This is a genomic window from Sporolactobacillus terrae (assembly GCF_019930545.1).
In the GTDB taxonomy this organism is placed as follows: Bacteria; Bacillota; Bacilli; order Bacillales; family Sporolactobacillaceae; genus Sporolactobacillus; species Sporolactobacillus terrae.
In genome coordinates this window covers 1,281,211-1,306,581 of sequence record NZ_CP082837.1, presented here as the reverse complement: position 1 = coordinate 1,306,581, position 25,371 = coordinate 1,281,211, and the positions used below count along the sequence as shown (strand labels likewise).

At 43.9% G+C, this 25,371-nt stretch carries 23 protein-coding genes; 17 read left to right on the top strand and 6 right to left on the bottom strand.

Annotated elements, in window-relative coordinates; genetic code table 11:
* Nucleotides 1-33: 33 nt before the first annotated feature.
* The gene (locus tag K7399_RS06020) at nt 34-252 is read left to right on the top strand and encodes a hypothetical protein (protein ID WP_037563551.1); all 219 of its coding nucleotides are present in this window, start codon (nt 34-36) and stop codon (nt 250-252) included.
* 44 nt (nt 253-296) lie between these two features.
* Nucleotides 297-686, top strand: a complete 390-nt coding sequence (locus K7399_RS16285) for a heavy-metal-associated domain-containing protein (RefSeq protein WP_028977384.1) — start codon at nt 297-299, stop codon at nt 684-686.
* 287 nt (nt 687-973) lie between these two features.
* On the opposite strand, the gene gpmA is transcribed toward K7399_RS16285, so the two are convergent.
* Entirely contained in the window at nt 974-1,717 is a 744-nt protein-coding gene (gene gpmA / locus K7399_RS06010) for a 2,3-diphosphoglycerate-dependent phosphoglycerate mutase (RefSeq protein ID WP_028977383.1), read from the bottom strand.
* A 313-nt stretch (nt 1,718-2,030) separates the two neighbouring features.
* On the opposite strand from gpmA, the gene K7399_RS06005 reads away from it, so the two are divergent.
* The 3 genes from K7399_RS06005 to K7399_RS05995 all read left to right on the top strand — a co-directional run bounded on the left by K7399_RS06005 (nt 2,031) and on the right by K7399_RS05995 (nt 4,122).
* Nucleotides 2,031-2,816, top strand: coding sequence for a threonine/serine exporter family protein (locus K7399_RS06005; RefSeq protein ID WP_051575340.1), 786 nt, complete (start codon nt 2,031-2,033; stop codon nt 2,814-2,816).
* Between the two features lie 10 nt (nt 2,817-2,826).
* Nucleotides 2,827-3,315, top strand: a complete 489-nt coding sequence (locus tag K7399_RS06000; protein ID WP_028977381.1) for a threonine/serine exporter family protein — start codon at nt 2,827-2,829, stop codon at nt 3,313-3,315.
* Nucleotides 3,316-3,420: 105 nt separating this feature from the next.
* On the top strand, nt 3,421-4,122 hold the full coding sequence (locus K7399_RS05995; protein WP_028977380.1) for an SGNH/GDSL hydrolase family protein: 702 nt from the start codon (nt 3,421-3,423) through the stop codon (nt 4,120-4,122).
* 82 nt (nt 4,123-4,204) lie between these two features.
* Here the strand turns inward: K7399_RS05995 and K7399_RS05990 are convergent, their stop codons facing one another.
* The gene (locus tag K7399_RS05990; RefSeq protein ID WP_028977379.1) at nt 4,205-6,307 is read right to left on the bottom strand and encodes a DNA topoisomerase III; all 2,103 of its coding nucleotides are present in this window, start codon (nt 6,305-6,307) and stop codon (nt 4,205-4,207) included.
* 395 nt (nt 6,308-6,702) lie between these two features.
* Between K7399_RS05990 and K7399_RS05985 the strand changes: the two genes are divergently transcribed.
* The 7 genes from K7399_RS05985 to K7399_RS05955 all read left to right on the top strand — a co-directional run bounded on the left by K7399_RS05985 (nt 6,703) and on the right by K7399_RS05955 (nt 14,843).
* Nucleotides 6,703-7,137: an Hsp20/alpha crystallin family protein gene (locus K7399_RS05985; protein ID WP_028977378.1), complete on the top strand. Its 435-nt coding sequence runs from the start codon at nt 6,703-6,705 to the stop codon at nt 7,135-7,137.
* A 393-nt stretch (nt 7,138-7,530) separates the two neighbouring features.
* Nucleotides 7,531-9,288, top strand: coding sequence for an ABC transporter transmembrane domain-containing protein (locus K7399_RS05980; protein ID WP_028977377.1), 1,758 nt, complete (start codon nt 7,531-7,533; stop codon nt 9,286-9,288).
* A complete protein-coding gene (locus K7399_RS05975) occupies nt 9,285-11,078 on the top strand; it encodes an ABC transporter ATP-binding protein (protein ID WP_028977376.1) in 1,794 nt (597 codons plus the stop codon). Before K7399_RS05980 ends, K7399_RS05975 begins: the two co-directional genes overlap by 4 nt.
* A gap of 238 nt (nt 11,079-11,316) precedes the next feature.
* Nucleotides 11,317-11,628: a hypothetical protein gene (locus K7399_RS05970; protein ID WP_028977375.1), complete on the top strand. Its 312-nt coding sequence runs from the start codon at nt 11,317-11,319 to the stop codon at nt 11,626-11,628.
* A gap of 425 nt (nt 11,629-12,053) precedes the next feature.
* The gene (gene istA / locus K7399_RS05965) at nt 12,054-13,607 is read left to right on the top strand and encodes an IS21 family transposase (protein WP_028977443.1); all 1,554 of its coding nucleotides are present in this window, start codon (nt 12,054-12,056) and stop codon (nt 13,605-13,607) included.
* A complete protein-coding gene (gene istB / locus K7399_RS05960; protein ID WP_028977444.1) occupies nt 13,604-14,347 on the top strand; it encodes an IS21-like element helper ATPase IstB in 744 nt (247 codons plus the stop codon). The genes istA and istB overlap by 4 nt, the downstream gene beginning before the upstream one ends.
* 193 nt (nt 14,348-14,540) lie before the next feature.
* Entirely contained in the window at nt 14,541-14,843 is a 303-nt protein-coding gene (locus K7399_RS05955) for a hypothetical protein (protein WP_028977542.1), read from the top strand.
* 117 nt (nt 14,844-14,960) lie between these two features.
* Here K7399_RS05955 and K7399_RS05950 read toward each other — a convergent pair whose 3' ends face one another.
* The gene (locus K7399_RS05950; protein WP_415640306.1) at nt 14,961-16,094 is read right to left on the bottom strand and encodes a mechanosensitive ion channel family protein; all 1,134 of its coding nucleotides are present in this window, start codon (nt 16,092-16,094) and stop codon (nt 14,961-14,963) included.
* A 510-nt stretch (nt 16,095-16,604) separates the two neighbouring features.
* On the opposite strand from K7399_RS05950, the gene lpdA reads away from it, so the two are divergent.
* From lpdA to K7399_RS05930, 4 genes are read left to right on the top strand one after another with little or no spacing between them, the layout of a single operon-like run.
* Nucleotides 16,605-18,023: a dihydrolipoyl dehydrogenase gene (lpdA, locus tag K7399_RS05945; protein ID WP_028977541.1), complete on the top strand. Its 1,419-nt coding sequence runs from the start codon at nt 16,605-16,607 to the stop codon at nt 18,021-18,023.
* The gene (locus tag K7399_RS05940) at nt 18,020-19,045 is read left to right on the top strand and encodes a thiamine pyrophosphate-dependent dehydrogenase E1 component subunit alpha (RefSeq protein ID WP_051575332.1); all 1,026 of its coding nucleotides are present in this window, start codon (nt 18,020-18,022) and stop codon (nt 19,043-19,045) included. The genes lpdA and K7399_RS05940 overlap by 4 nt, the downstream gene beginning before the upstream one ends.
* Nucleotides 19,046-19,058: 13 nt before the next feature.
* Nucleotides 19,059-20,042 (top strand): alpha-ketoacid dehydrogenase subunit beta, encoded by a 984-nt coding sequence (locus tag K7399_RS05935; protein WP_028977539.1) that lies wholly within the window; start codon nt 19,059-19,061, stop codon nt 20,040-20,042.
* Between the two features lie 17 nt (nt 20,043-20,059).
* The gene (locus K7399_RS05930; protein WP_028977538.1) at nt 20,060-21,343 is read left to right on the top strand and encodes a dihydrolipoamide acetyltransferase family protein; all 1,284 of its coding nucleotides are present in this window, start codon (nt 20,060-20,062) and stop codon (nt 21,341-21,343) included.
* 67 nt (nt 21,344-21,410) lie between these two features.
* Here the strand turns inward: K7399_RS05930 and K7399_RS05925 are convergent, their stop codons facing one another.
* The 3 genes from K7399_RS05925 to K7399_RS05915 all read right to left on the bottom strand — a co-directional run bounded on the left by K7399_RS05925 (nt 21,411) and on the right by K7399_RS05915 (nt 24,173).
* Nucleotides 21,411-21,689 (bottom strand): chorismate mutase, encoded by a 279-nt coding sequence (locus tag K7399_RS05925; protein WP_028977537.1) that lies wholly within the window; start codon nt 21,687-21,689, stop codon nt 21,411-21,413.
* A gap of 44 nt (nt 21,690-21,733) precedes the next feature.
* A complete protein-coding gene (locus K7399_RS05920; protein ID WP_028977536.1) occupies nt 21,734-22,603 on the bottom strand; it encodes a LysR family transcriptional regulator in 870 nt (289 codons plus the stop codon).
* 259 nt (nt 22,604-22,862) lie between these two features.
* Nucleotides 22,863-24,173: an IS1380 family transposase gene (locus K7399_RS05915; RefSeq protein WP_028977669.1), complete on the bottom strand. Its 1,311-nt coding sequence runs from the start codon at nt 24,171-24,173 to the stop codon at nt 22,863-22,865.
* Between the two features lie 235 nt (nt 24,174-24,408).
* On the opposite strand from K7399_RS05915, the gene K7399_RS05910 reads away from it, so the two are divergent.
* Nucleotides 24,409-25,338, top strand: coding sequence for a DMT family transporter (locus K7399_RS05910; RefSeq protein WP_037562999.1), 930 nt, complete (start codon nt 24,409-24,411; stop codon nt 25,336-25,338).
* Nucleotides 25,339-25,371 lie beyond the last annotated feature (33 nt).

Here is a 25,371-nt window from a genome sequence, read left to right as displayed (position 1 = left end):
CGCGCTAAATCACGATGAAAGGAAGCGGCATTTATGAATAGTCAAACCTTAATCGTTTTTATTTTATTACTTGTATTATTTGCTCTGGCCATTCGCCATGCAATAAAGAGCAAAGGATCGTGTACGGATTGTGGATTAAGCGGCAACTGTCCCATTAAAGATTTGCGCCGGAACGCAGCATTAAATCAATGCAAGCCGGTTCAAATTCAAAAATTGAAACGATCTGAGCTAAGAGGAATGATTCGCCGATAGGGAAAAGGAGTAAGAAGAATCAATAAAGAAAGGATCTGGGCGGATTGGCGACGGTCATTATTAGTGCCTTATTATTCGTTTTCGTTTTGTTTGCTTGTCGAAGTGCGTGGAAAAGGCAGCGCAACGGTTGTTGCGGCAATGACATCCAGCGGTTGAAGAAGGTTAAAATAAAGGGCGATAAGTGCAGAGACTATCCATACAGATCGCTGTTGCACATTGATGGGATGACCTGTCAAAATTGTGCGCGGAAGATCGAAAATGGATTGTGTTCCATAGAAGGTGTGTGTGCCACGGTTCGTTTGGATCAGAAAGAAGCTCTAGTACGTATGAAAAGACCATTGCCTGAGTCGTTGCTATGCGGTGCTGTTGCCAAAGCAGGGTACACCGTATTGAAGGTGGATTTCTTGCCTCAGAGCGGGCACCGTAGCCTTTAAACAAATTATCCTGAAAAAGAAATGATAGCCTTTACATTTTATAAGAAAGGGTTTACAATATCATTGTTATGAGCGATTAATGCCCATCATAATACTTTGCACCTTGCATGGTTACCCAGTTATTTTTGGGATAGGCGGCGGTACATTCACCGGAAGCCCATCACGGTGAAATTTGTATCTTTCGTTTACCGACATCCCGATTTTCCCCTGATTCTTATCAGGGGATTTTTTTATTTTACGAATGAAAAAACACCCCGAACCAGTTCGGGGTGCGAAGCAAGCGATCGTTATTTTGTTTCTGCAGACGGCAGAACTTCTTTATCGCTCGGTCCATCAGCAGTCAGGTAATAGCGATTGAGCGGTTTGAGATTATCATCCAATTCGTAAACCAGTGGAGTGCCTGTAGGGATGTTCAAGCCGACAATCGTATCGGCATCAACATTGTCAAGGTGTTTCACAAGTGCACGCAGCGAGTTGCCGTGAGCGGCAATGATGATTTTTTTGCCTGCTTCGATTTGTGGAGCAATTTCTTTATTCCAGTAAACGAGTACACGGTCAACCGTATCCAGAAGATCTTCAGTCAGTGGTTGTTCTGCTTCAGAAAGATCCGCATAGCGAGGATCGTTTAACTGTGCAACAAAACGTTCGTCATCTTTTTCAAGTGCCGGCGGCTTAACGTCGGCAGAACGTCTCCAGATATGTACCTGATCTGCGCCGTACTTTTCAGCTGTTTTAGCTTTGTTCAGACCCTGAAGTGCGCCGTAATGACGTTCGTTCAAGCGCCAAGAATGTTCAACAGGAATCCAAGTTAAATTCAATGCATGAAGTACATTCCATAACGTGTGGTTTGCTCTTGTAAGTACGGAAGTATATGCTTGGTCAAATGTGTAGCCATTTTTCTTCAGAATTTCTCCTGCTTCAGTTGCTTCTTGTTCGCCTTTTTCTGTTAAATCAACATCTGTCCAACCGGTAAAACGGTTTTCAAGGTTCCAAGCACTTTGTCCGTGCCTGATCAATACGAGTTTGATCATTAGTGGAAAACACTCCTCTCAAATTTTAACAATCGATAAGCCATACAGCGAGGCGCAACGAATGAAGATGGGGTCACCAATCATTGCCATCAAGCATGCATATAAAGTATCGACGTGATGAAGCCATTTTACTCAAATCACTCGCGTCAAGCGGCATAGAATGACGAATCAGTGATTTTTTCATCAATCATTATACCATGCTTTTAGCTCTTTTACATTTATCATCCTTTAAAACAATGTGAAAGTCTTGTTAACCGTTAAGGCTCATATTATAATGGGCATACTCAAAAATATAGAGAGAGAAGTCGAGACTATGGATGGTTTCTTAAACGATCATCAAATGATGAACAGCAGAGAAGTTTTTTTACATGAAGTTGCAACGGTGTGTGTGTTGGCAGGAAAGATTTTATTGCAAAATGGAGCTGAAACATTTCGTGTGGAAGATACGATGAACCGTATAGCAAACAGCTTCGCGGTTCACGAAGCACAAAGTTTCGTCACGCCAACAGGAATTATTTTCTCAATTGAGAATCACGATGTTACTCAGCTTGTCCGCATAAGAGATCGTGCTACGAATTTGCGTAAGGTGACTGAAGTCAATACCTTATCAAGGCAGGTCGCTCAAGGCGAAATCAATTTAAGAACACTTCATCGTGAATTATCGCGTGTAAATCGATCGACTGTCGCCTACTCAGTGCCGTTGCAGATTTTCGCAGCAGCCGTTGCCAGCAGCAGCTTTTTACTGATGTTCTTAGGACAATGGCATGATGTGCTGCCTGCATTTATTGCCGGCGGGGCTGGCCAAGCCGGTATGATTTATTTTCACAAGCTATCGAAGGCGAAGTTCTTTTCAGAATTTATGTCTTCAGTGATCATTGGCGGGATCGCTCTCGTCAGTATCAAGACAGGTTTCGGGTTTCAGATTGACAAGATTATTATTGGCGCAGTGATGCCACTTGTTCCAGGGGTGCCGATTGCGAATGCTGTGAAAGATATTATGGCTGGCGATTTAGTCGCCGGACTATCGAAAAGTGCGGAAGCAGGACTTACTGCCTTTGCAATTGGCATAGGTGTAACTGCAGCGCTTGTCTTTAATTGAGGTGACTTGCGTGCAACTGTTTACAGTGATTTGTGTCCAGTCGATTGCCAGTTATCTTGCCACTTGTGCCTTCGGAATCATTTTTAATATTCCCTTTAAACCGCTTCTGCATGGTGGATTGATCGGAATGATCGGTTGGCTGATCTACTTTTTTCTGTTCCAAAATACAGGCAGTGATTTGCTCGCGACTTTTGCAGCTTCATTGGTGATCGCAATGATGAGTCAGGTTGCTGCTCGGCTTTGGAAGAATCCGGTTACCCTATATAGTGTATCGGGGATTATCCCCTTGGTTCCGGGGGGACTGTCTTATTCGGTCATGAGTCGTGCCGTTGATAATAATTACGATATTGCGATTTATTTTGCAGAAAAAGTATTTGTTTTATCTGGAGCCATTGCAATGGGGCTGGTGCTTGCAGAAGTGATCTATCAACTTGTACAAAAAATTAAGGAAATGGTTCCCCAAAAAACAGGCAAACGGATATTTCTTTCAAAAAAGTAAATTATTTCTCAATAGAACTGTTCATTCTCCTTTCTATTTGTTACTATGTAGGCAATAATAGAAGACTGGAATACAGGGAAGCCAGCCGCAAGGAGGGTAGCAGTCATGAAATTGATTTGTTTTGGTGACAGTGTGACGCGTGGAATTACGTTTATACGTGGTCGTTTTAAAATCATTCGTAATAATTACCCTGCACTTCTGCAACGCTCTTTAGGCGAAGAAGATGAAGTTGTGAATAAGGGTGTATTTAACGATAACTCCGACCTTTTGATCAAGAGGCTGGACGCTGATGTGCTCGATGAACACCCGGATCTTGTGCTCATTAATATCGGCGGGAACGATTGTAATTTTCATTGGGATCAAGTGGCGAAGCTTCCGGATTCGGAACATGTACCGATTGTGCCGCTAGAACGCTATCTTTCGAATCTTTCCGTGATGATTCAACGGATATCAGAGTCCGGTGCGCTGCCGGTTGTGCTGAGCCTATTACCGTTAGATCCTGCGCGATACTACGCGACATTGATGAAGCACTACAGCCATTCAATCGGTCATTGGATCGGATTGTGCGGCGGAATCGAGCATTGGCATGGAATGTACAACCGCGCACTTAAGGATTTTTGTGATAAATCGGGAGTAAAACTGATTGATGTTCGCTCTGCGTTCAAGAAAAAAGGAAGCTTTAGTGATTTAATTAACGAGGATGGACTACATCCTACCGCAAAAGGCTATCAGGTTATGGCCGAAATTGTATCCTCGTATATTCCTGATCTGAAAAAATCATGGTGCAAGATGCGCCTGTTAAATTAACATGTGAGAGAAAGAATCGAGTGCAGGAATGTGCTCGGATGCCTTTTAAACGAGTAAGAAAAAAAGCCTTTCGGCTTTTTTCTTACTCGTTTTTCTCTTTCATTGCAGCTTTTAATGCATCGGCCAAACGATTTCCGATCGGTTCGCTTTCTTTGTTCATTTGATGGAGCAGGCGCCGCGTTTCTTTTTTGTTTGCCTTTTGCTTCAACTCGTCTGCCTTTACAATGATTCCACATGAGCGACATTGAAAATAGAGACCAGCTTTACCGTGATGCATTTCCATTCGTTTATGACATGTTGGACAGCGTTTGTTTGAAAGCTTGGGGTCCTTGCGCTTGCGATAACCGCACTCGCGGTTAATACATACAAGAATGCGTGCCCCATCGCGGTCGTGAACCTCTTTCATTAATGAGCCGCATTCAGGACATTTTGAACCCGTTAAATTTTGAATTTTATATGTTTTTTCGCTATCTTTCACTTCATTAATGAGTTGTTGCGTTTTTTTACGTATTTTTGTCATGAAATGCTGTGGATTTCCCTTGCCCTTAGCGATGTGCTCCAGCTGGTGTTCCCATTCTGCAGTCAGTGCTGCCGACTTTAGATCGTTATTAACGAGATCAATCAATTGTTTTCCTTTTGCTGTAGGACAAAGTCGTCCATTCATTCGTTGAACGGATTCAGCCTGAAGCAGCTTTTCGATAATATCGGCGCGTGTCGCAGGTGTGCCCAGTCCATACTTTTCCATTTTTGTTAAGAGATCGGCTTCTGAAAATCTTGCCGGGGGCTCTGTCATTTTATCTTCAACGCGAATGTGACGAACCTGCAGTTGCTGTGCTTGGGTTAAGCGCAGCTTCGCTTGTGGCTGTGGCGCCTCTGATGGAGCGTTCAGCTGCTTAAATCCAAGATCGGTCTGTTCAGAGACGTTTAATATGAACGACTCACCGTTGATATCAAGTTCGGCATGGATGCTGCGATACTGATACTGCGGATAAAACAGTGCAAGGAAGCGACGTACAACTAAGTCGAAGAGACGGCGTTCATCGTCCGACAGATCACTAATAAATACGGGCTGTTCTGTAGGGATCAATGCATGATGATCGCTGACCTTTGATTCATTATATACAAATTTAGCAAGGGCTTTTCCTTTTTGTTTATGCAGAATCGAACGTATTTCGCCTCCATACATCGATGAGACAGCTTTTAAGCGCTCAGGCATTGTTGAAGCAATATCGGGAGTCAAATAGCGAGAATCTGTTCTTGGATAGGTCACGATCTTATGGTGTTCGTAAAGGTTCTGCAGAACATTCAATGTTTTTTTGGCTGAAAAGCCAAACTTACGGTTTGCGTCACGCTGCAATTCGGTTAAGTCATACGGGAGCGGCTGGCGCTCATGTTTGTTTTTAACCGTTACTCGTCGGACAATGGCGGGATGTCCGGAAATTTTAGCTTTTAGCTTATCTACATGCTCCTTTGATAAGATGCGATTTTGATCTGCACATTGCCACGTCGCTGTATATCCACCAACATCAACGCCAAGTACCCAATAAGGCTTGGGCTTAAACGTGCGGATCGCATTTTCGCGTTCAAGGAGCATAGACAGCGTAGGTGTTTGAACACGACCTGCCGACAAGGAATCATTATATTTGACGGTTAGGGCACGAGAAACATTCAGGCCGATCAGCCAGTCGGCTTCAGATCTGCAAACAGCCGATTGATAAAGCTGGTCGTAATCTTTGGCGGGTTTCAGGTGTTGAAAGCCATCTTGAATCGCTTTATCAGTTTGGGACGAGATCCAAAGCCTTTTGATCGGCTTGTGCCAGCGAATCGTCTTAATAATCCAGCGGGCGACGAGCTCGCCTTCTCTTCCGGCATCCGTTGCGATGATCAAGCTGTCCAGATCCTTGCGCTTGGCCAATTTGCTGATTGCCTGGAACTGAGCGCGGGTTTGTTTGATCGGCCGCGTTTCCATTTTATTGGGTATAATCGGCAGGTCTTCAATGCGCCATGTTTTGTATTTTTGATCATATTCTTCCGGCATTTTTAATTCAATAAGATGACCTAGTGCCCAAGTAACGAGATAACGATCGCCTTCGATATAATGCCGTTCTTTTTTTTTACAGCCCAGTACACGAGCAATTTCTCTTCCTACACTAGGTTTTTCAGCCAGTACTAAAGCTTTAGACATAGATTTAATTCCTTTCCTGTTATGCTTTGTAAAATGAGTCTGTTGATTTCCGCTTCATAGCCTCTCTTTCCGCGGGCGACTGCGAATCTGGTCGCTGTTCCTGCAGGAGTCTCACCGCTTTGGCTCCCATCAATATGTATTATTATAACGGACGACGCGTATAATTTCAGTGGAATAAAAGGTCAGTGAAGATCAAATTTATAGTTGACCTTTATTGACCAAATGCTATAATAAAGCTGTAAGGGTTGAACGTGATCATGTTCTAATCCCCGGTGCTTAGATTCAACCCGTACGCAAAGGGGCGGTAAGCGATGTGATCGAAAGATGCATCAAATGAGACAAAAGAATCGTTTTGAGATCAAGAGAACTTTGAAACAATTAAGGAGGAATTGATCATGGCAACATTATACCCAACAAGAAAAGATCATGACGGATTCTTTGACTTTTTACCTTCCTGGTTTGATGAATGGGGGCATAACTTCTCTCGGAATAACAGTCTTCAACCATTTGCAGCGGACGTTCAGGAACGTCCTGACGCTTATGATGTGAAAATGGATCTTCCGGGATTCAACAAAGAGAACATCCATATTGGTTTTAGTCAAGGCATACTCACCGTCGACGCGTCACGTGAGCAGCGGTCAGATGAAAAAGCAGAGGACGGTAGCTTCATTCGTAAAGAACGTGCTACAGGTTCTTATACGAGGCGGTTTAGGTTTGATGATGTTAATGAAGACGCGATTAAAGCTGAGTTTAGCGATGGCGTGCTCGGCATCACACTCCCGAAAAAAGAAACTAAAAAGTCAAATCGTAAAGAAATTAACATAAATTAAAACATAAAAGGAGAAGAACGATGATGTTCTTCTCCTTTTATGTTTTCGTACATGAGCAGCAAAATTTGCGCTTTATTTTTATTTGTTTAAAATTCATTCAACTCGCTATTTACTTCAATTTTAATTAATTATATAATATAATCATTCATTTTTTAAACGAGAAGGAGGGGAACGTCATGAATAGACATTTAATGATTAAAGGACTTCATGGAATGAATTATCCTGATGTTTTGACGTTCAACTCTTTCCCTCGGCACGAATGAAGACCAAAACGGCAGATTAAAGCGCTTTGCTGTCTCGATAAAGCCATGGGAGAAAGAATTTTAATTCTCCTGTGGCTTTTTTTGTGCGAATTGCTCACGAAACGGTTGGTTTGACAAGGAGGTTGACGGTGTGCACATATTTTTTGATTTATGGTGGTTTTTCAAGCAAGAACGCATGAAATACGGTTTCGGAATTATTTTTCTTATGCTTTCCAGTTTTCTTTCAATGATCCCGCCTTATGTTGTCGGCGTCTTGGTTGACGACATCCGAACAAGAAGTTTAACCCCAACGACGCTAATCAGTTGGATCTTGTTTCTTATCATTATTGGTATTATCTATTATGCTTGCGGTTATATTTGGCGCCAATGGATCTTTGGTTCTTCAATCATCCTTGCGAATCAATTGAGGAACAGCTTGTATAAGCACTTTACGAAGCTTTCGCCAAATTTCTTTCAAAAACGGCGTATTGGCGATTTAATGGCCCATGCAACCAATGACATCAATGCTGTTCAAAATGCAGCAGGCGAAGGAATTCTGACCTTAATCGATTCAATCACCATGGGTGGTATGGTCATTGTAACCATGTCGGTTCTGATCAATTGGAAGCTAACACTCATTACATTGTTGCCGATGCCGATTATGGTTATCTTGACGATGCATTATGGAAATTTACTGCATCAGCGATTTGGTAAAGCGCAGGCAGCGTTTTCCGACCTCAATGATAAAGTTCAAGAAAACGTGTCGGGCGTCCGGGTGATTAAAGCATTCGGTGAAGAAGAGGCGCAAATTCAGTTATTTCGCAAGGCGTCTCGTGATGTGGTTGATAAAAATATTGCTGTTGCTAAAGTCGATTCTTTGTTCGATCCAACGATTACGTTTATTGTCGCTTTCTGTTATTTTCTTGCATTGATTTTCGGCTCGGTGTTTGTCATGCAAGGTTCGATGACCCTTGGCAGTTTGACCAGCTTTACCCTGTATCTAGGTCAATTGGTCTGGCCGATGCTTGCTTTCGGCTTCTTGTTTAATATTGTTGAACGCGGGAGCGCGTCCTATGATCGAATCCATAAGCTCCTGGCGATAAAGCCGGAGATCACGGATCAAAAAGGTGCATCAGAAGACGTACCGAGCGGCGCCATTGCTTATGCTATTAAGGAATATTCTTACCCGGGCAATCAGGCGAAGGTACTCTCCGATATTCACATCACCGTAGAACAGGGGCAGACGTTGGGGATTGTAGGGAAAACTGGTGCTGGAAAAACAACGATGCTGAGGCTGCTGCTCCGTGAATTCGATGTTATCGACGGTCAAATCAGCATCGGGGCGATGCCAATTCGTTCTGTAAAGCTGGACGCATTGCGCAGCGCAATCGGCTATGTTCCGCAGGATCATATTTTGTTTTCAGCAACAATCGCAGAAAATATCGCGTTTGCAAAACCGGATGCATCACGCGAAGCGATTGAGCGTGTCGCTAAACTGGCAAGTATTCATGAAGATATTCTTCATTTTAAGGAAGGATATGAAACCATTGTTGGTGAACGCGGTGTTACGCTTTCCGGAGGACAAAAGCAGCGAATTTCGATCGCTCGGGCATTGCTTGCCGATCCGGAAATTCTAATCTTTGATGATTCTCTATCTGCGGTTGATGCACGTACTGAGGTATCAATTCTTCATGCACTGAAACATGAACGTATCAATAAAACGACATTGATTTCAGCACACCGCTTGAGTGCAGTCGAACATGCCGATCAAATTGTCGTTCTTGATGAAGGCAAGATTATCGAACACGGGACCCATGAGGCGCTTATCAAAAAGAATGGCTGGTATGCAGAGATGTACGCCCATCAGCAACTCGAAAGCTTAGTTTCGAAGGGGGGAGAGAAAGGATGAATGAGGAAACACATACAAAAATTTCCGGACGCGGCGTGATGAAACGGCTTCTGTCCTATCTTAAGTACTTTAAGTGGAAAGTGGCGGCAGCGTTTCTCGCATTAATTATTGCAACAGGTGCTGATGTACTCGGACCGATTATCATGAAAATCTTTATCGACGATTATTTAACACCGCGCCGCTTTCCAACAGAAGCGCTTGTCTTATTAGGCATTTCATTCGTTGGGATTTATGCCGTATCGGCAACGTTTCATTATATTCAAGTCATTTCTTTTCAAAAGATTGCCTTGAATATTATTCAAATGATGCGTGTCCAAGTGTTTGCAAAAGTGCAGCATCTGGGCCTCCGTTTCTTTGATCAGACTCCAGGTGGCAGTCTTGTCTCACGTCTCACCAATGATACGGAAACAATAAAGGATTTATACGTGACCGTATTGTCGACGATTGTGAACAGCACGATTATGATGATCGGTATCTTTGCCGGAATGTTCTTCCTTGATGTACGCTTGGCGTTAATCTGTTTCATTCTGATGCCTTTTCTTCTCCTGTTAATGTGGGCGTACCGTACGCTAAGCTCCAAGGTTTACCGTGTGACACGTGTGAAACTGAGTCAGCTCAATGCAAAGCTGAATGAGTCGCTTCAGGGCATGGCAATGATTCAAGCGATGCGGCAGCAAAAAAGGCTGCGTAATGAATTTGGTGAGATAAACAATGATCATAAAAAAGCGCTCTTGAAAAGTGTTCGACTAAACAGTTTGATGCTGAGGCCGGCCGTTTACTCCGTTTATATAATTGGCTTAATCATGATTCTCAGTTACTTTGGTGTTCAGTCGTTTGATAACGTGGTAAAAATCGGTGTTCTGTATGCGTTCATCAATTATCTTGATCGTTTTTTTGACCCAATTAATCAGATCATGCAGCAATTGACCATTTTTCAACAGGCAATGGTTTCGGCTGAACGCGTCTTTGGTTTGCTTGATGATCAACGTCTGGCTCCGGTTCAAGAGAGTGATACAAATCCTGAAGTATCCGATGGCCGTATCGAATTCCGTGACGTAACCTTTTCCTATGATGGGAAAACAGATGTATTGAAGCACATTAGCTTTACCGCAAATCCTGGAGAAACGGTAGCGCTTGTCGGGCATACGGGGAGTGGAAAGAGTTCGATCATTAACCTGTTAATGCGGTTTTATCCAATTCATCACGGGGGTATTTTTATTGATGGTCAACCGCTCACTGCGTTCTCTGATGAAGAACTGCGCAAACGGATTGGGCTGGTGCTTCAAGATTCATTTATGTTTGTTGGCGATGTAACCGACAATATCCGTTTGAGCCACCATGAGATTACGGATGACCAAGTACAAGCTGCGGCAGAATTTGTTCAAGCTGACCGCTTCATTAAGAAACTGCCTGGTCAATACCAAGAACCTGTCGGCGAACGCGGTTCAACGTTCTCAAGCGGACAAAGACAGCTTCTTTCTTTTGCAAGAACGATGGCACTGAATCCCAAAGTACTTGTTTTGGATGAAGCAACAGCCAGCGTCGATACTGAAACAGAGGAAGCGATTCAAACCGCACTGGCAAAAATGCGCAAGGGACGTACAACGATTGCAATTGCGCATCGTCTGTCGACCATACAGGATGCGGATCAGATCCTCGTGCTGCACCGTGGAGAAATTGTTGAACGCGGAAAACATCAAGAGTTGCTGCAAAAAGGCGGGCTGTATTTCACGATGTATCAGCTGCAGCATGGGAAGGGCAGTGACGAGACTGCCTCGGTATCACCCTAAGATTTTCGATGGATGACGATAAGAGGAGGCTCGCGGTGCGCCCGCGGCAAGCGAGCAACCGAAGCGACGATTCAGCACCGAAAAGACACGAACCGATCACACATGGCTGGAGATTAAAAACCGGGCGTATTTTGCCCGGTTTTTCTCACGGTGTCAACTTTTGCATGCATGGCGAGATGCTCTATAATAAAGATAGCCGAAGGTGTCTAAGAAATAGAGCAAGAGGTGATTTGAAAACATGGCAAAGAAATTCGCATCGATCAAAATACCGCTCACTTCACCTGGAGGTATCAATTTACGGCGGATTATCCGATTATTTGAGGTGTTAAAAAAAAGTCGTTGCCGTGCTTATTTTTCCGAAAGCGGCTCAACCTTCCCAATAAAAAGTCTTCCACAAACGATGGCCTATCTTTCTTCAATCCATAAAAAAGAATTATTACTTGTGCTTGAAGGAGAAGAAGCACAGGTTCTGCATCAGAGATTATTGGAAGAGATACAGCTGGCTGAGGAAAATGCTCGTGAAAATCCCGGGCGTTACAGAAACAGCTAACCAAAATGGTTGTTCTGATTGGGCAATGTATCGATGAAACGCAAATAAGCGAAGCGTAAAGCAGGGGGATCATCAATAAGGATCAACCTGCTTTTTACAATCAGCAAGACTGGAAAATCGAAAACAGATTGGGAATCAAGGCGGAGCATTAAGCATATGATTGAGCAGACAAGTTTCTTGTTAGAGATTGATTAAGGAGTGTTCACCATGAATCGTCACGTTGCAGCGTGTATCATCGCTTCTTTATCTGTACTGTCAGCATTGATTCAATCGCTTTTTGTATATTGCCATTGAATAGGGACAGCTGTGCCAAGTTTTTGGGACAGTAAAGACATCAAATTGGGACAGTTAGGACATGTGAGGGACACCTCCTGTATAATGAGCTTGCACCTAGTGGTGTAAATCCATTACAGGAGGTTTTTTTAATGATCAAATACCGTGAAATTTTGCGGCTTCATGCTCAGGGATTTAGCCATCGGCATATTGCTTCGAGCTGCGGATGTTCGAAGAATACCATTGGCAATGTCCTGAGGCGGGCTGGAGAGAAAGGAGTCTCATGGCCACTGGATAAGGACATGGATAATCCTGAACTCCAGAATATTCTTTTTCCTGAAAAGCATCGATCTGAGATGAGACGTCCACCGGATTGTAGCTATCTCCACCAGGAAATGGCTCGAAGCGGAGTGACCCTGTCATTGCTTTGGCATGAATATGTAGAAACGTGTAGACAAAACAAGGAGATCCCTTACAGTTATCGGCAATTCTGTCGTTTTTACAACAGCTATGTGATAAAGACCAAAGCAACCATGAGAATTAAAAGAAAGCCTGGTGAAGCAATGGAAGTGGATTGGGCAGGTCAAACTGCTTCAATTCAGGATTCTATCACCGGACAGACCATTCCTGCTTACGTCTTCATATCTGTGTTACCTTGTAGTCAATATGCTTACGTCGAGGCATTTCTATCCATGGATACACCAAGCTGGATAACCGCTCATATCCATGCCCTGCAGTTTTTCGGTGGGGTTCCCCGAATGATTATTCCTGACAATTTAAAGACTGGTGTTGAACGATCATCCTCAACAGACCCGGTGATCAATCGCTCGTATCAGGAAATGGCTGAGCATTATCAAACAGCGATTGTTCCTGCCAGGGTTCGCCACCCGAAGGACAAACCCAATGTAGAAGGGGGTGTTCGAATCATATCAACTTGGATTATTGCCTCCCTGAGAAACGGTCAATACTTTTCGATTTCCGAGCTGAATCAAGCGATAAGAGAGAAATTAACGGAATATAATGAGAAGCCCTTTCAGAAAAAAGATGGAAGCAGGCAATCCGCTTTTGCGGAGGAGGAGAAGTTTGCCCTTCTCCCTTTACCTGCTTCCTCATACGAATTAGCGACATGGAAAAAAGCTACCGTACCCTTTGATTATCACATATCTGTAGAAAAAATGTACTATTCCGTTCCCTATGAATACATGAAACACCAGGTGGATGTTCGAGTGACCCGAAACATGATCGAAATCTATTTTAATCACTTCCGCGTTGCTTCGCATATCAGACTTTATGGGAAGAAAGGTCAGCTATCTACCAATCCCGAGCATATGCCCGATAAACATAAGGATTATTTATCGATGAACCGAGATTATTTTATGTCCTGGGCTAAGGAAGTCGGGGTTCATACACTCATTACTGTAAAAGCGATTCTCGCTTCATACAAAGTAGAAAAACAGGCACTTAAATCATGTTCATCACTCACAAAACTAGCAGATAAATACTCTGTAGAACGCCTCGAACGGGCATGTGGACGTGCCTTAGACTATTCGCCAAGACCCAATCTGAACAGTATTAAGACCATTTTAAAAACAGGTCAGGATAAACAACAACTAGACTCTATCAATCCACCAAAATCAAATACAAATCAAAGCGATACTCACGGTTTCGTTAGAGGTGCAGCCTACTATGGGAGGAAAGAAAAATGACGAGCGAAAATACCTTATCAAAATTATATGATATGAGATTGACCGCTATGGCTGAACAATATAGCGAGCAATTACGCGATAGCCAATACAATGATTTATCATTCGAAGATCGATTCAGTCTCTTAGTGGATCGTGAGTGGGATCGAAGAAAGAACAACAAACTGGATCGCCTGATTAAGAAGGCAGGATTTCGATATAATCAAGCCTGTATTGAAGACATTGAATATCATCCTGATCGCAAACTGGACAAAACTCAGATTCTACGATTAGCCTCCGGACAATACATTCAGGACAAGCATAACTTGATCATTCAAGGGGCTTCTGGGAACGGAAAATCCTATCTCTCTTGTGCTTTTGGCATGGCGGCCTGTCGACAGTTTTATACAGTGAAATATACTCGTCTGCCTGATTTACTCGATGAGCTAGCCGTTGCCAGAGGAGAAGGGATTTTCCAAAAAGTCATGAAGTTATATCGCAAAGTCGATCTTCTTATCCTGGATGAATGGCTACTCACCCCATTGAGAGAAAACGAAGCACGTGATTTACTGGAAATTATCGAGACTCGACATCAAGTGTCCTCAACGATTTTCTGTTCTCAATTTGATGCACAAGGATGGTATGAAAATATTGGCCAGGCAACCCTCGCCGATGCCATTCTCGATCGTATCATTCACGATTCATACACCATCTTAATTGATGGAGAAGTGTCCATGAGAGAAAGACACGGATTAAAAGAATAAGAAAAATGGGTCGCAGAGGCATCATCTACGGATGATCCCTCTGCATTTTTAGCTCTGCCTGTCCCTCGCATGGCACACATGTCCCTCGTTTATGTCCTAAGTGTCCCAAAAACATGGCATAACTGGGCTTTTGCGATGGCAATATACACTTTTTGGAGGCCTTACAGTTCTCGCGGCTTTATGGACGCCTTCAATGCGTGTGACTCAGTTTATCAAGCATGATCCGCTCTCTGCATCCGGGGCGTTAAGCAGCTTGCTCGCCTTTGGAAGTCATGCATTCATGGCCGGAGGAATCAGTGCAGCCATGGCTGGAATCGGGTTGTATCTATTCATAAGAAAAGGGTTTGCTGTGGTTTGCGGGCTACTGTTTCTAGTTGCCGGGAGCCTTAACTGTTTGATCTTATATGGGACGGGTCTTCCAGTTGCTGGGCTGCTGATTTGCACAGGGATGATCATGCTCGCAAAAAATTCAAATTCAATCCTGACCAAGCAGTAAGCGGTCAACAAACACCATTGAATGAGTCTCGAACTCTCGTGCTTAATCCTAAAACGTACGTTTTTTAAAGGGTGTCCCATCGTCAACAGACTTTTGAGACACCCTTCATCTACAAACCTATAATGAGTCACGAGACGGTGAGCGTTCTTCCGTGGCCGCGGCCTGATTGTCCTCGATATTTTTTCCATCGTCATTTGTTGTAACTATGACCGAGCGCGTTGCAGCTAATTTAACCTGTTCTTTTTGAAGAATATCGAGAACAACATAATTATAGTGTTCTTTTGCTTTTAACCATTCCTCAAGATCCGTGGTTTTGATGAAAAAATCAATCATCAAGTTTTTACTGCTTGAAGTAATTTTATCCAGATAAACATATTTTTTATCAGGATAGACTTCAGTATCTGCTGCTAGTGTTTGCCGGATGCGGCCAAGGCTCCGTTTGATCTGTTCATTTGTTGTCTCAACATCCAAGGATAGATTGAAATAAATTCGTCGTCTGTCCATCCTCGATATATTTGTGATGGGCGAGTTGGCAAGCGTTGAGTTGGGGACCGTTACCAGTGCAAGATCAGTCGTTCGAATGCGTGTGGAGCGAAAGTTAATGTCTTCAACAACGCCTTGAATTGACCCCATCTGAATGATGTCACCGATTGTAAAGGGGGCATCGGTAATAATCACCAGGCCACCAAACAGGTTGCTTAAAGTATCCTTTGCTGCCATTGCCACTGCTAGTCCGCCAATGCCCAGCCCGGTAATCAATCCGGTGACGTGAAAATTCCACTGTTCTAAGATTATCGAAATGGTAAAGACTGCGATGATAAATTTCACGATTTTAGAAAGAAATGGAATCACGATTGTATTGAATTGCAGCTCATAGCGATTGCCCATTCGATTAAAGAAAATTCCAATTGCACCAGAGAAGATATAGAATCCCCAACCCATTGAAAATACAGTCAACGATTTAAAAATCAATGAAACGATTGACTTCCATGTATGCGGAAGCGGTAAATAGAGAAGCGCAAAATAGATGCCTGCAAAGAGTAGGATAAACGTAACCGGCTTGTAAAAGGCCTCAGCAATCGCATCGTCCATCTGGGTTTTACTTAATTTAGATAGCCGGGCGATCAGCTTTAGAAAAAATTTAGAAAACAGTTTTCTTGCTATGAAGAAAATCAGAAATATGGCTAATGAGATAAGTGCTTCCTGCCAAGTAATCGTGAAGATCCAGTTAAATTGTTCCAAATTATTCACTCCGAAAAGTAGGGTTAGGTCATCGCATTGGCTTACGCATTAAGAGATAACAGTGATTCTGATTCGAATCATCTGGAAAATGACTTCCTCAATTCTTAATTGTACGTTTTTCAACGGCCGATGTCATTGATTATTCAAAAAAACATTTCTTATGGTTTCCCGAAGATAAGGATTGCTTATATGAAGAGCGTGCTGAGAAATCTGCCTCCTTCGTATAATCATGAAGAAAACGCAAAACGCCGCAATCGTTTAGCGGATTGTTGGAGCAAACCGATACATGCGCTTTGCCTATCGGTTATGAATAGGGTACGATAAGAGAAGAAGATCACATGACTAAAGTGATGCAGCACGGATTACAGCGTTTATGGATACACGGCAACTAATCGAAAAAAATATGGAAAGAATCGCAGCGGCTTTGCGCTGACCAAATGATTTTTTTCTTCGGTATGAAACCTTTCTGCACCCAAAACGTAAATAAGCCATGCACGAACGATAAGGAGTGACTTTTTTATGGTCAAAAATTATGACCTGGTCCTATTAGGTGGTGGAACAGGTGGCTATGTAGCAGCCATTCGCGCCAGCCAACTCGGGCTAAAGACGGCTATCGTTGAGAAAGACTCGCTAGGGGGGACATGTCTTCATAAAGGATGTATCCCGACGAAAGCACTGCTTCGAAGCGCAGAAGTTTTTAGTGAAATAAAAAAGAGTCAAGACTTCGGAATTGAAGTTGCTCAAGTTGCACTCCGTTTCAACAAAATTCAGGAACGAAAGCAAGCGATTGTGAACCAATTGCATCATGGCATTCAGCAATTAATGAAAAAAGGAAAAATTGACATGATCAACGGTTTCGGACGTCTCCTTGGTCCATCAATCTTCTCACCGATACCCGGTTCAATATCGGTTGAATTTGCCGATGGTCGTGAAAATGAGATCCTGACTTCTAAAAATGTGATCCTAGCAACTGGGTCAAGACCTCGTTCTTTAAACGGTTTAGCGGTTGATGGAGAACATGTCCTGACCTCCGATGAAGCATTGCAATTACAAGAGGTGCCCGCCTCAATCGTCATTGTCGGCGGTGGTGTGATCGGCGTGGAATGGGCATCGATGCTGGCGGATTTCGGTTCGAAAGTGACCATTTTGGAGTATAGTGACCGCATCATCCCAAGCGAGGATCGAACGTTATCGCTATCGCTTGCGCGCAGTTTTAAAAAACGCGGCATTCAAATGGTCACCTCGGCAAAGCTGCTTCCGGAAACCTTGCAAAAAGAAAACCAGCTTTCGATCAGTGCAGAAGTTGATGGTCGAACAGAAACTTTTTCTGCAGAGAAAATACTTGTATCGGTTGGGCGGATGCCGAATACCGAGGACATTGGCCTTGCCAATACATCAATCGAAACAGATCACGGTTATATCAAAACAAATGCTTTCGGTCAAACCAAGGAAACGCATATTTATGCAATTGGCGATATAACCGGTGGATTGCAGCTGGCACATGTTGCCTCACATGAGGGAATCCATGCGGTGGAACATATTGCAGGTTTGCCTGTTGAACCGCTGCAGCCGGAACGGGTTCCCCGCTGCATCTACACGCATCCGGAAATCGCATCCATTGGTTTAACAGAAGCGCAGGCTAAAAAAGATCATCTCGTGAAAGTAGGAAAGGTTCCGTTTGGGGCAATCGGCAAGGCACTCGTGTATGGCGACTCTGAAGGCTTTGCAAAAGTGATTGCAGATAAATCAACCAATGACGTGCTTGGTATCCACCTATATGGACCGCATGCAACCGATTTGATCGGCGAGGCAGCAGCTGCAAAGCTGCTCGACGCGACGCCGTGGGAACTGTCAGAAGTCATTCATCCGCATCCAACACTATCTGAAATTATCGGTGAAGCTGCATTGGCGGCCGATGGGAGGGCGATTCATCTATGATTCAAAAAATTAATCAGACTGTTCAAGTGGCTAACCGTCACAAAGCGCTGGGTTTGACTGATCAAGATGTTCTGTCAATGTATGAGAATATGCTGAAGGCGAGAAGGGTTGATGAGCGACTTTGGTTGCTCAATCGCGCGGGTAAAATCCCCTTTGTTGTGTCATGTCAAGGTCAGGAAGCAGCACAAGTCGGCGCTGCATTTGGCTTAAATCGCGATAAAGATTATGTTGCGCCCTATTACCGCGACTATGGTTTTGTTTTTGCATGGGGCATGACGATAAGGGAAATGATGCTGAATAATTTTGCAAAAGCAGAAGATCCGAATTCAGGCGGAAGACAGATGCCGGGCCACTTCGGTTATCGAAAGCTGCGCATGCTTAGTCATTCATCACCGGTTACGACGCAAAATCCACATGCTGTCGGAATCGCACTTGCAGCAAAAATCAAAGGTGACGATATTGTCAGCTTTGTTACTTTTGGCGAAGGCTCGTCAAACCAGGGCGATTTTCATGAAGCAGCAAATTTTGCAGCTGTTCACAAACTTCCTGTTATCTTCATGTGTGAAAACAACCATTATGCGATTTCGGTTTCTTTAAAAAATCAAGTAGCCTGTGCACATATATCAGATCGTGCAATTGGCTACGGGATGTATGGGGAGTCTTTCGACGGCAACGATCCTCTTGCTGCTTATGCTGCGGTTAAGAAAGCAGCTGATCGAGCACATCGCGGCGAAGGCCCAACACTTCTTGAAGCGAATGGTTACCGGTTAATGCCGCACACGAGTGACGATAATGATATGACCTATCGAACCAAAGAGGAAGTCAATGAAGCGAAAAAACATGACGGTGTCCTGACGTTTGCCGAATACCTGCGCGCTGTTCATGTTTTGACCGAGGATGGCGAAAGAGCAATGGAAGAACGGATTCGCAAAGAAATTGATGCGGCGACTAATGATGCAGAAAAAGCACCATTCGCTGAGCCCGATTCTGTTCTTCATTATGTTTATGAGGAAAAGAATTAAGGGGGATGAACGAATGTCAGTACGCTCATATATTGAAGCAATCACCATGGCTTTAGATGAAGAAATGGCTCGGGACGAAAACGTCTTTGTATTAGGCGAAGATGTCGGCAAACGCGGGGGCGTCTTTCAAGCGACAAAGGGATTATATGAAAAATACGGCGAGCTTCGCGTGATGGATACACCACTTGCTGAGTCTGCAATCGCAGGTGTCGGCATTGGCGCTTCTCTATATGGGTTGCGTCCGGTAGCTGAAATGCAATTCTCAGACTTTATGCTTCCAGCGGCTAATCAGATTATCTCTGAAGCGGCGAAAATGCGCTACCGCTCGAATAATGACTGGTCGGTTCCATTAACGATTCGCGCTCCGTTTGGCGGAGGCGTTCATGGGGGACTCTACCATTCTCAATCGATGGAAGCGATCTTTGCTAATGTCCCTGGATTGAAAATTGTTATTCCTTCAACGCCATATGACGCAAAAGGACTGTTAAAAGCTTCGATACGTGACAATGATCCGGTTCTCTTCTTTGAACATAAGCGTGCGTATCGACTATTGAAAGGCGAAGTTCCGGAAACCGACTATGTTGTTCCGCTTGGAAAAGCCGACGTTAAACGCGAGGGTACCGATGTAACCGTAATTACCTATGGACTAATGGTTCACCATGTCCTCAATGCGGCGGAACAGCTTGCGGAGCAGGGCATTTCAACTCATGTGCTTGACTTGAGAACGATTTATCCACTTGATAAAGAATCGATAATCAGCGCAGCACAAAAAACGGGAAAAATTTTGCTAGTTACAGAAGACACGAAAGAAGGCAGCGTGATGAGCGAAGTCGCAGCGATTATTGCCGAGAACTGTCTTTTTGATCTGGATGCGCCGATCAAACGTGTTGCGGCACCGGATGCGCCGGCAATGCCTTATGCCGGCCCGCTGGAAAAGGCATTTATGGTGAAACCAGAACAAATTGAACACGCAATCCAAGACCTAGCCGAATTTTAAAGGAAGGGGGCAGTATGATGAGTGAAAAGCAAATGACGATGCCGCAATTAGGAGAAAGTGTGACTGAAGGAACGATCAGTCAATGGCTGGTTTCAGCAGGCGACACCGTGAAAAAATACGATCCGATTGCTGAAGTAACAACCGATAAAGTGAACGCAGAAATACCTTCGAGTTTCGAAGGGAAGATTATAAAAATGCATGTGAACGAAGGCGATACCTTGCCTGTTGGCGAGCCGATATGTACGATTGAAGTTGCCGATAACGAAGCGACAGGTGAGACCGAGCCAACTCCAGCGGCAGCTGAGTCGAGTCAAAAAACGAAGCAGTCAATGAAAAAACGCTATTCGCCGGCCGTATTACGTCTTGCTCAAGAACATGACCTTGAACTTGAGCAGATTCCCGGCAGTGGAAGAGACGGGCGGATTACAAGGAAGGATGTCGTGCGTTTTCTGGCGGCTGAACCTGCACAAGCTTCTGGAAATTCAAAGCCGGCTGCAAGCATGCAACCAGCTGCGTCCGCCGGTGCCGTGTGTTACTCAGGCGCTGTCGCCGGACAAGCGGCGGCACCTGAAGCAAAACATGCTGCCATAAAGAGTGAAGCGGGTGATCGTGTTATCCCGTTGACTGGAGTACGTCGCGCGATCGCTGCTAACATGCTGCGCAGCAAACATGAAATTCCTCATGCATGGACAATGATTGAAGTTGACGTGACCAATTTAGTGAACTATCGGAACCAAGTAAAAAATGCATTTTTGAAAAAAGAAGGTCATAAATTAACCTATCTTCCCTTTTTTATGAAAGCGATTGTCGCCGCCTTGAAAGAATTTCCGCGCATGAACAGTACTTGGGCCGGCGATAAAATCATTGAAAAGCGAGCAGTTAATCTATCACTCGCCGTTGCTTCAGAAGATGCGCTCTATGTTCCGGTCATTAAGAATGCGGATGAACGGAGCATCAAAGGACTTGCCTTTGCCGTCGACGACCTTGCCGCTCGTGTTCGCGAAAATCGGATGTCGCCCGATGATATGCAAGGAGGAACGTTTACAGTAAACAACACCGGCTCATTTGGTTCAATTCAATCACAGCCGATTATCAACCATCCTCAAGCTGCTATTCTGTCAATCGAATCGATTGTCAAACGGCCTGTAGTGGTTAATAACATGATTGCAATTCGGGATATGGTCAATCTCTGTATCTCCATCGATCATCGTGTACTCGATGGATTGATTACGGGGCGTTTTCTTGCGCGAATCAAAGAACTGCTTGAAAATGTTAATCCTGAGAACACACCGATATATTAATGATTCAAGCGAATCTGAGAAGATAAAAGCAACCTCCGTCTCGACTCATCGAAATGGAGGTTGCTTTTCATTTGCTCTTATTAATCAGCAGTTTCTGATAATCCCGGCTGAGGGCTACGAGATGTTTGAAAAGGGATTCTTGATAAGGCTTAAGTTCTGCACGTGCGCTTTGGTCACGTGCTTTTCTAATGATGTCTTGCTCGCGCTTTCCATCTAGAATTTTATGATCGTTTTTCAATTTGAATAATGCGATCGAACGAGCGATGTCCATTCGCTTGTTGAACAGGCGGATGAGCTGTTCATCAATGGCATCGATTTCTTTTCTGTATGCTTGTAATTGGGTCATGAGCAGTACTCCGATCCTTTCGATTTCGTGTTGCTGTTCTTTCCTTAGGAAAGCTTAGTGATTAATTCCTTGGTTATCTCAGCAAAACATTTAGCAGCCGGTGAAGGAGGAATTCGCGTTGCAAGACCGATCGTACGAAAGCTTTCTTCAGAGAATGGAATGGCTTTAAGCGGTGCAATGTGATCAGGAAGCACCAATTCAGGTAATATACTAATTCCGAGATGATTGCGGACCATGGCGAGGATCGCATTTTCTTCCATAAGTTCAAAGCGGATCTCGGGCTTACAGTGGTGTGCCGCCAAAAGCTGTTTTACTTCATGGTTTCCTCCAAAGGCGGGCATAATAAATGGCTGTTTTCTCAATTGGTCAAAAGAAACGGTTTTTTGATGATAAAGTTTACTCTGCGGTGAGACGATACAAAGGATACGGTCTTTCTTCAACGAAGTAATCTGGAATGATTTTATTTCAAGTTTATTAACAAAACCGCAATCCAATTCACCGCGTGTCAACCGCTGCTCGATTGTTTCATAATTACCTTCGTACAGACGAACTTGGACAAGTGGATAACGTTGATCCATTTCGTGAATGATTTTCGGAAGCAGATGGCGGGAGATGCTGTTAAAGACGCCAACCGTCACAACTCCCTTTTTTATGCCTAAAATCGCTGAAGCTTCTTGATGGACATTTTTATCCATTTGCAGTACAGCATTGATTGAGGGCAGAAGAATGCGACCTTCCCGAGTTACGGTTATTCCTGATCGATCTCTGTTGATGAGTGCAAAGCCTAGGTCATGTTCCAAACTGGATACAGCATGACTTACCGCCGATTGAGTCAACCCAAGCTGACCTGCAGCTTTCGTAAAACTTTTTAACATCATGACCGTAGAAAAGATTTGATATTTAATCAGACTCATCGCAACCCCAACCTAATGAAATAAATTAATGATGAATATTATAAACATTCATTTTATCCTGAATTATTCACCGCTTGCCGTTTTTTCGGGATTTTGCTCACCAGGATGCAGCCAACCTGATTTCACTTGATTTTTTGAATGGAAAAATGACCTTGAAGATCAATTTCTGAACATTCACGTAAAAGAAGGCCATTTTGAGACAGACTTCCCCCGTTGATCTGATGAACCCGTTTTGAATTTTGAGCTGAGTGTTTTTTTGTTACTCGATGTGAAGTTGTTGAATCCGGTTGAGCACGTTCCAGAAGAATGCCTGATAGACAAAACTGGAAGACAGCTTGAAATAAAGGGATCGTCCTGACCGGACGAGCTTACTGGCCACTTTGACGATCCGCGTTCGGATGGTTTCGATTCGCATGGCCTTCTGTCTTTTTGGGAATGCCATCGTCCGCATCCAGTTCGTTAAATTGTAGGCGAGCAGACTGAGCATCAATCGGACTTCGTTAATTTCGAATTTGTGACTAGACAGTTGATCCAGACTGAATCCGGATTTGGCTTCCTTGATGTAGTTTTCCATCGTCCCTCGTTTCTGATAAGTCTGAAAGACCTGTTTCGGGGAGAAGCATTCAACCAGATTGGTCACGATAAAGGTATGCGTAAAGAAAAGTTCATTGGCCGGGCGAATGGATTGAACGGCAACCCGTCTTGGCTTACCCCAGGACTTCGCCTGATAATCAAATTCTTCATAGTAACACTGAGTTTTACCGGTTGGTGAATCATTCGGGTGAAGTTCTTCGGCCATCCGTTGAAGCACGGCGTTGGTCTTCAGCCGAATCACGTAGTAGACGGATTCTGTTTCGCACGCCTCGTAGAGGTCCGGTGTGGCAAAACCGCTGTCAGCGCGAACGAGCGGCGTGGTTTCTGGAAAGTGCTCGTTGTAGTGTTCGAGAATCGGCCGGACAAAGTCCACAACGCCATGCGATGTATAGCGATTTCCAGGACGCAGTTTCGCTTTCAAAAAATCACCCGTTGCCCCATCAAACGCCACCAAGGGATGGAAGCCGATCGTACCGTAATGCGCGTTATAGTCCGAGGATTCTTGCTTTCCATACGTATCAACATGGGTGGAATCCAAGTCAAGGATCAGTGCTGGATTCTTGCGATAGCGGTGAACTTTGTCGAGTAATTTTTGGTTGGCCATGCCAAGCTGATCCAGAGCATTAGGATCAAAGCGATCATAAAAACGGGAGAGTGTCGGCTGTGACGCAAGTGTTGGTGATTCAACAACCTGAGTGAACACGGGATCGTGAATCAATGAATCCGCTGCATCATCTTCAGAATAACCAGCCAGCAGCTGATAGATCTTCTGGCGCAAAAGTTGCTCATTGGAATAATCCGGACTTTTGCGCGAATCGTTCAGCACCAGATGGTGAGTCAGCGTTTTTGAGAAACCGAGTTTTTCATCAAATTCTTTAAAAATCAGATGACCGCTGTCGGAAGAAAGTTCGCCACCGGTAAAATTGATTTTGATCTTCCTGTTGAATTGACACGACTTTTCCTCTACACTGAGCATATGAGGAACCTCCTTGTATGTTTTTGGTTTAGTCACCTATTATCATACAAAGGAATGGTTCCTTTTTCATTAACTTTTTTCACCTAATCGGTGAAAAAACGAAAAGGGTTATCTCCTTGTGGGGAAAGCGTTTTGGCCAGTTAGCAAATTAGGCTATGAATAATTCAGGTTTATTAATGACAATATGCTTTGTATACTAAATTTATAAATAAATGTGACGGTTGAGGGATGGGCGATGAGTCAGCATAAAGCAGATCTTATTCTGGTACTTGTGACGATGTTTTGGGGTTCTTCCTATATTTTTATGAAAATAGGAATGGAAAGTTTAGCGGTATTTAATCTGATCGCACTTCGTTTTCTTGTAGCATTTGTAGTGACCGCCATTCTATTTTTTCGCATGTTGGGAAAAATCGATTGGGTGACCGTGTTGTTCAGCATGATCCAGAGTGTGCTTTTACTCGGGGTATTTAGCTTTATTATGTATGGAATGAAAACTGTTTCTACATCAAAAGCGGGTTTTCTTGTCAGTTTGACCGTTGTTTTTGTACCGCTTGTTCATGCATGCATTGTGAAAAAGCTTCCGGGAATACGCGCTCTATGTGGTACACTGATCGCGCTTTTAGGGATTTATGTGCTGACCGGCGCCGCTTCAATTGGCTTAAATGCAGGTTCGCTGTTCCTGATCATCGCTGCGCTGTTAAATGCAATTTATATCGAAATTACCGGTCGAATCATTCATCGCGTAAAGATTATTCCTTTTAGTATGTATCAGATGGGGTTTGTAGCGGCGGTCGCATTTGTCTTTTCTGCTGCTTTTGAGCGGCCGCATTTGCCGGATTCTGCATCGGTATGGATTTCTGTACTTGGTCTTGGACTGCTTTGCAGTGCAGCAGGCTATTTGCTTCAGGCGGCTGCACAAAGATATACAACATCGCTTCATGCGGGACTTATTTTCACGCTGGAACCGATCTTTGCTGTTTTCTTTGCGTTTCTTGCAGACGGTGAGCATATGTCATTCCATGAATACGTCGGTGCCGTTCTTGTGTTGGCCAGCCTTGTCATTATGGAACTCAAGCCGCGATTTTTTCAACATATTAAAAGGGGGTTCCGTGCACGGATCATGCAGATAAAAACGAAATTTTCTCGTTTTGTTGCGAAGATTTGACGGATTTGGATGAAACGCACCCCTGAATCGTTC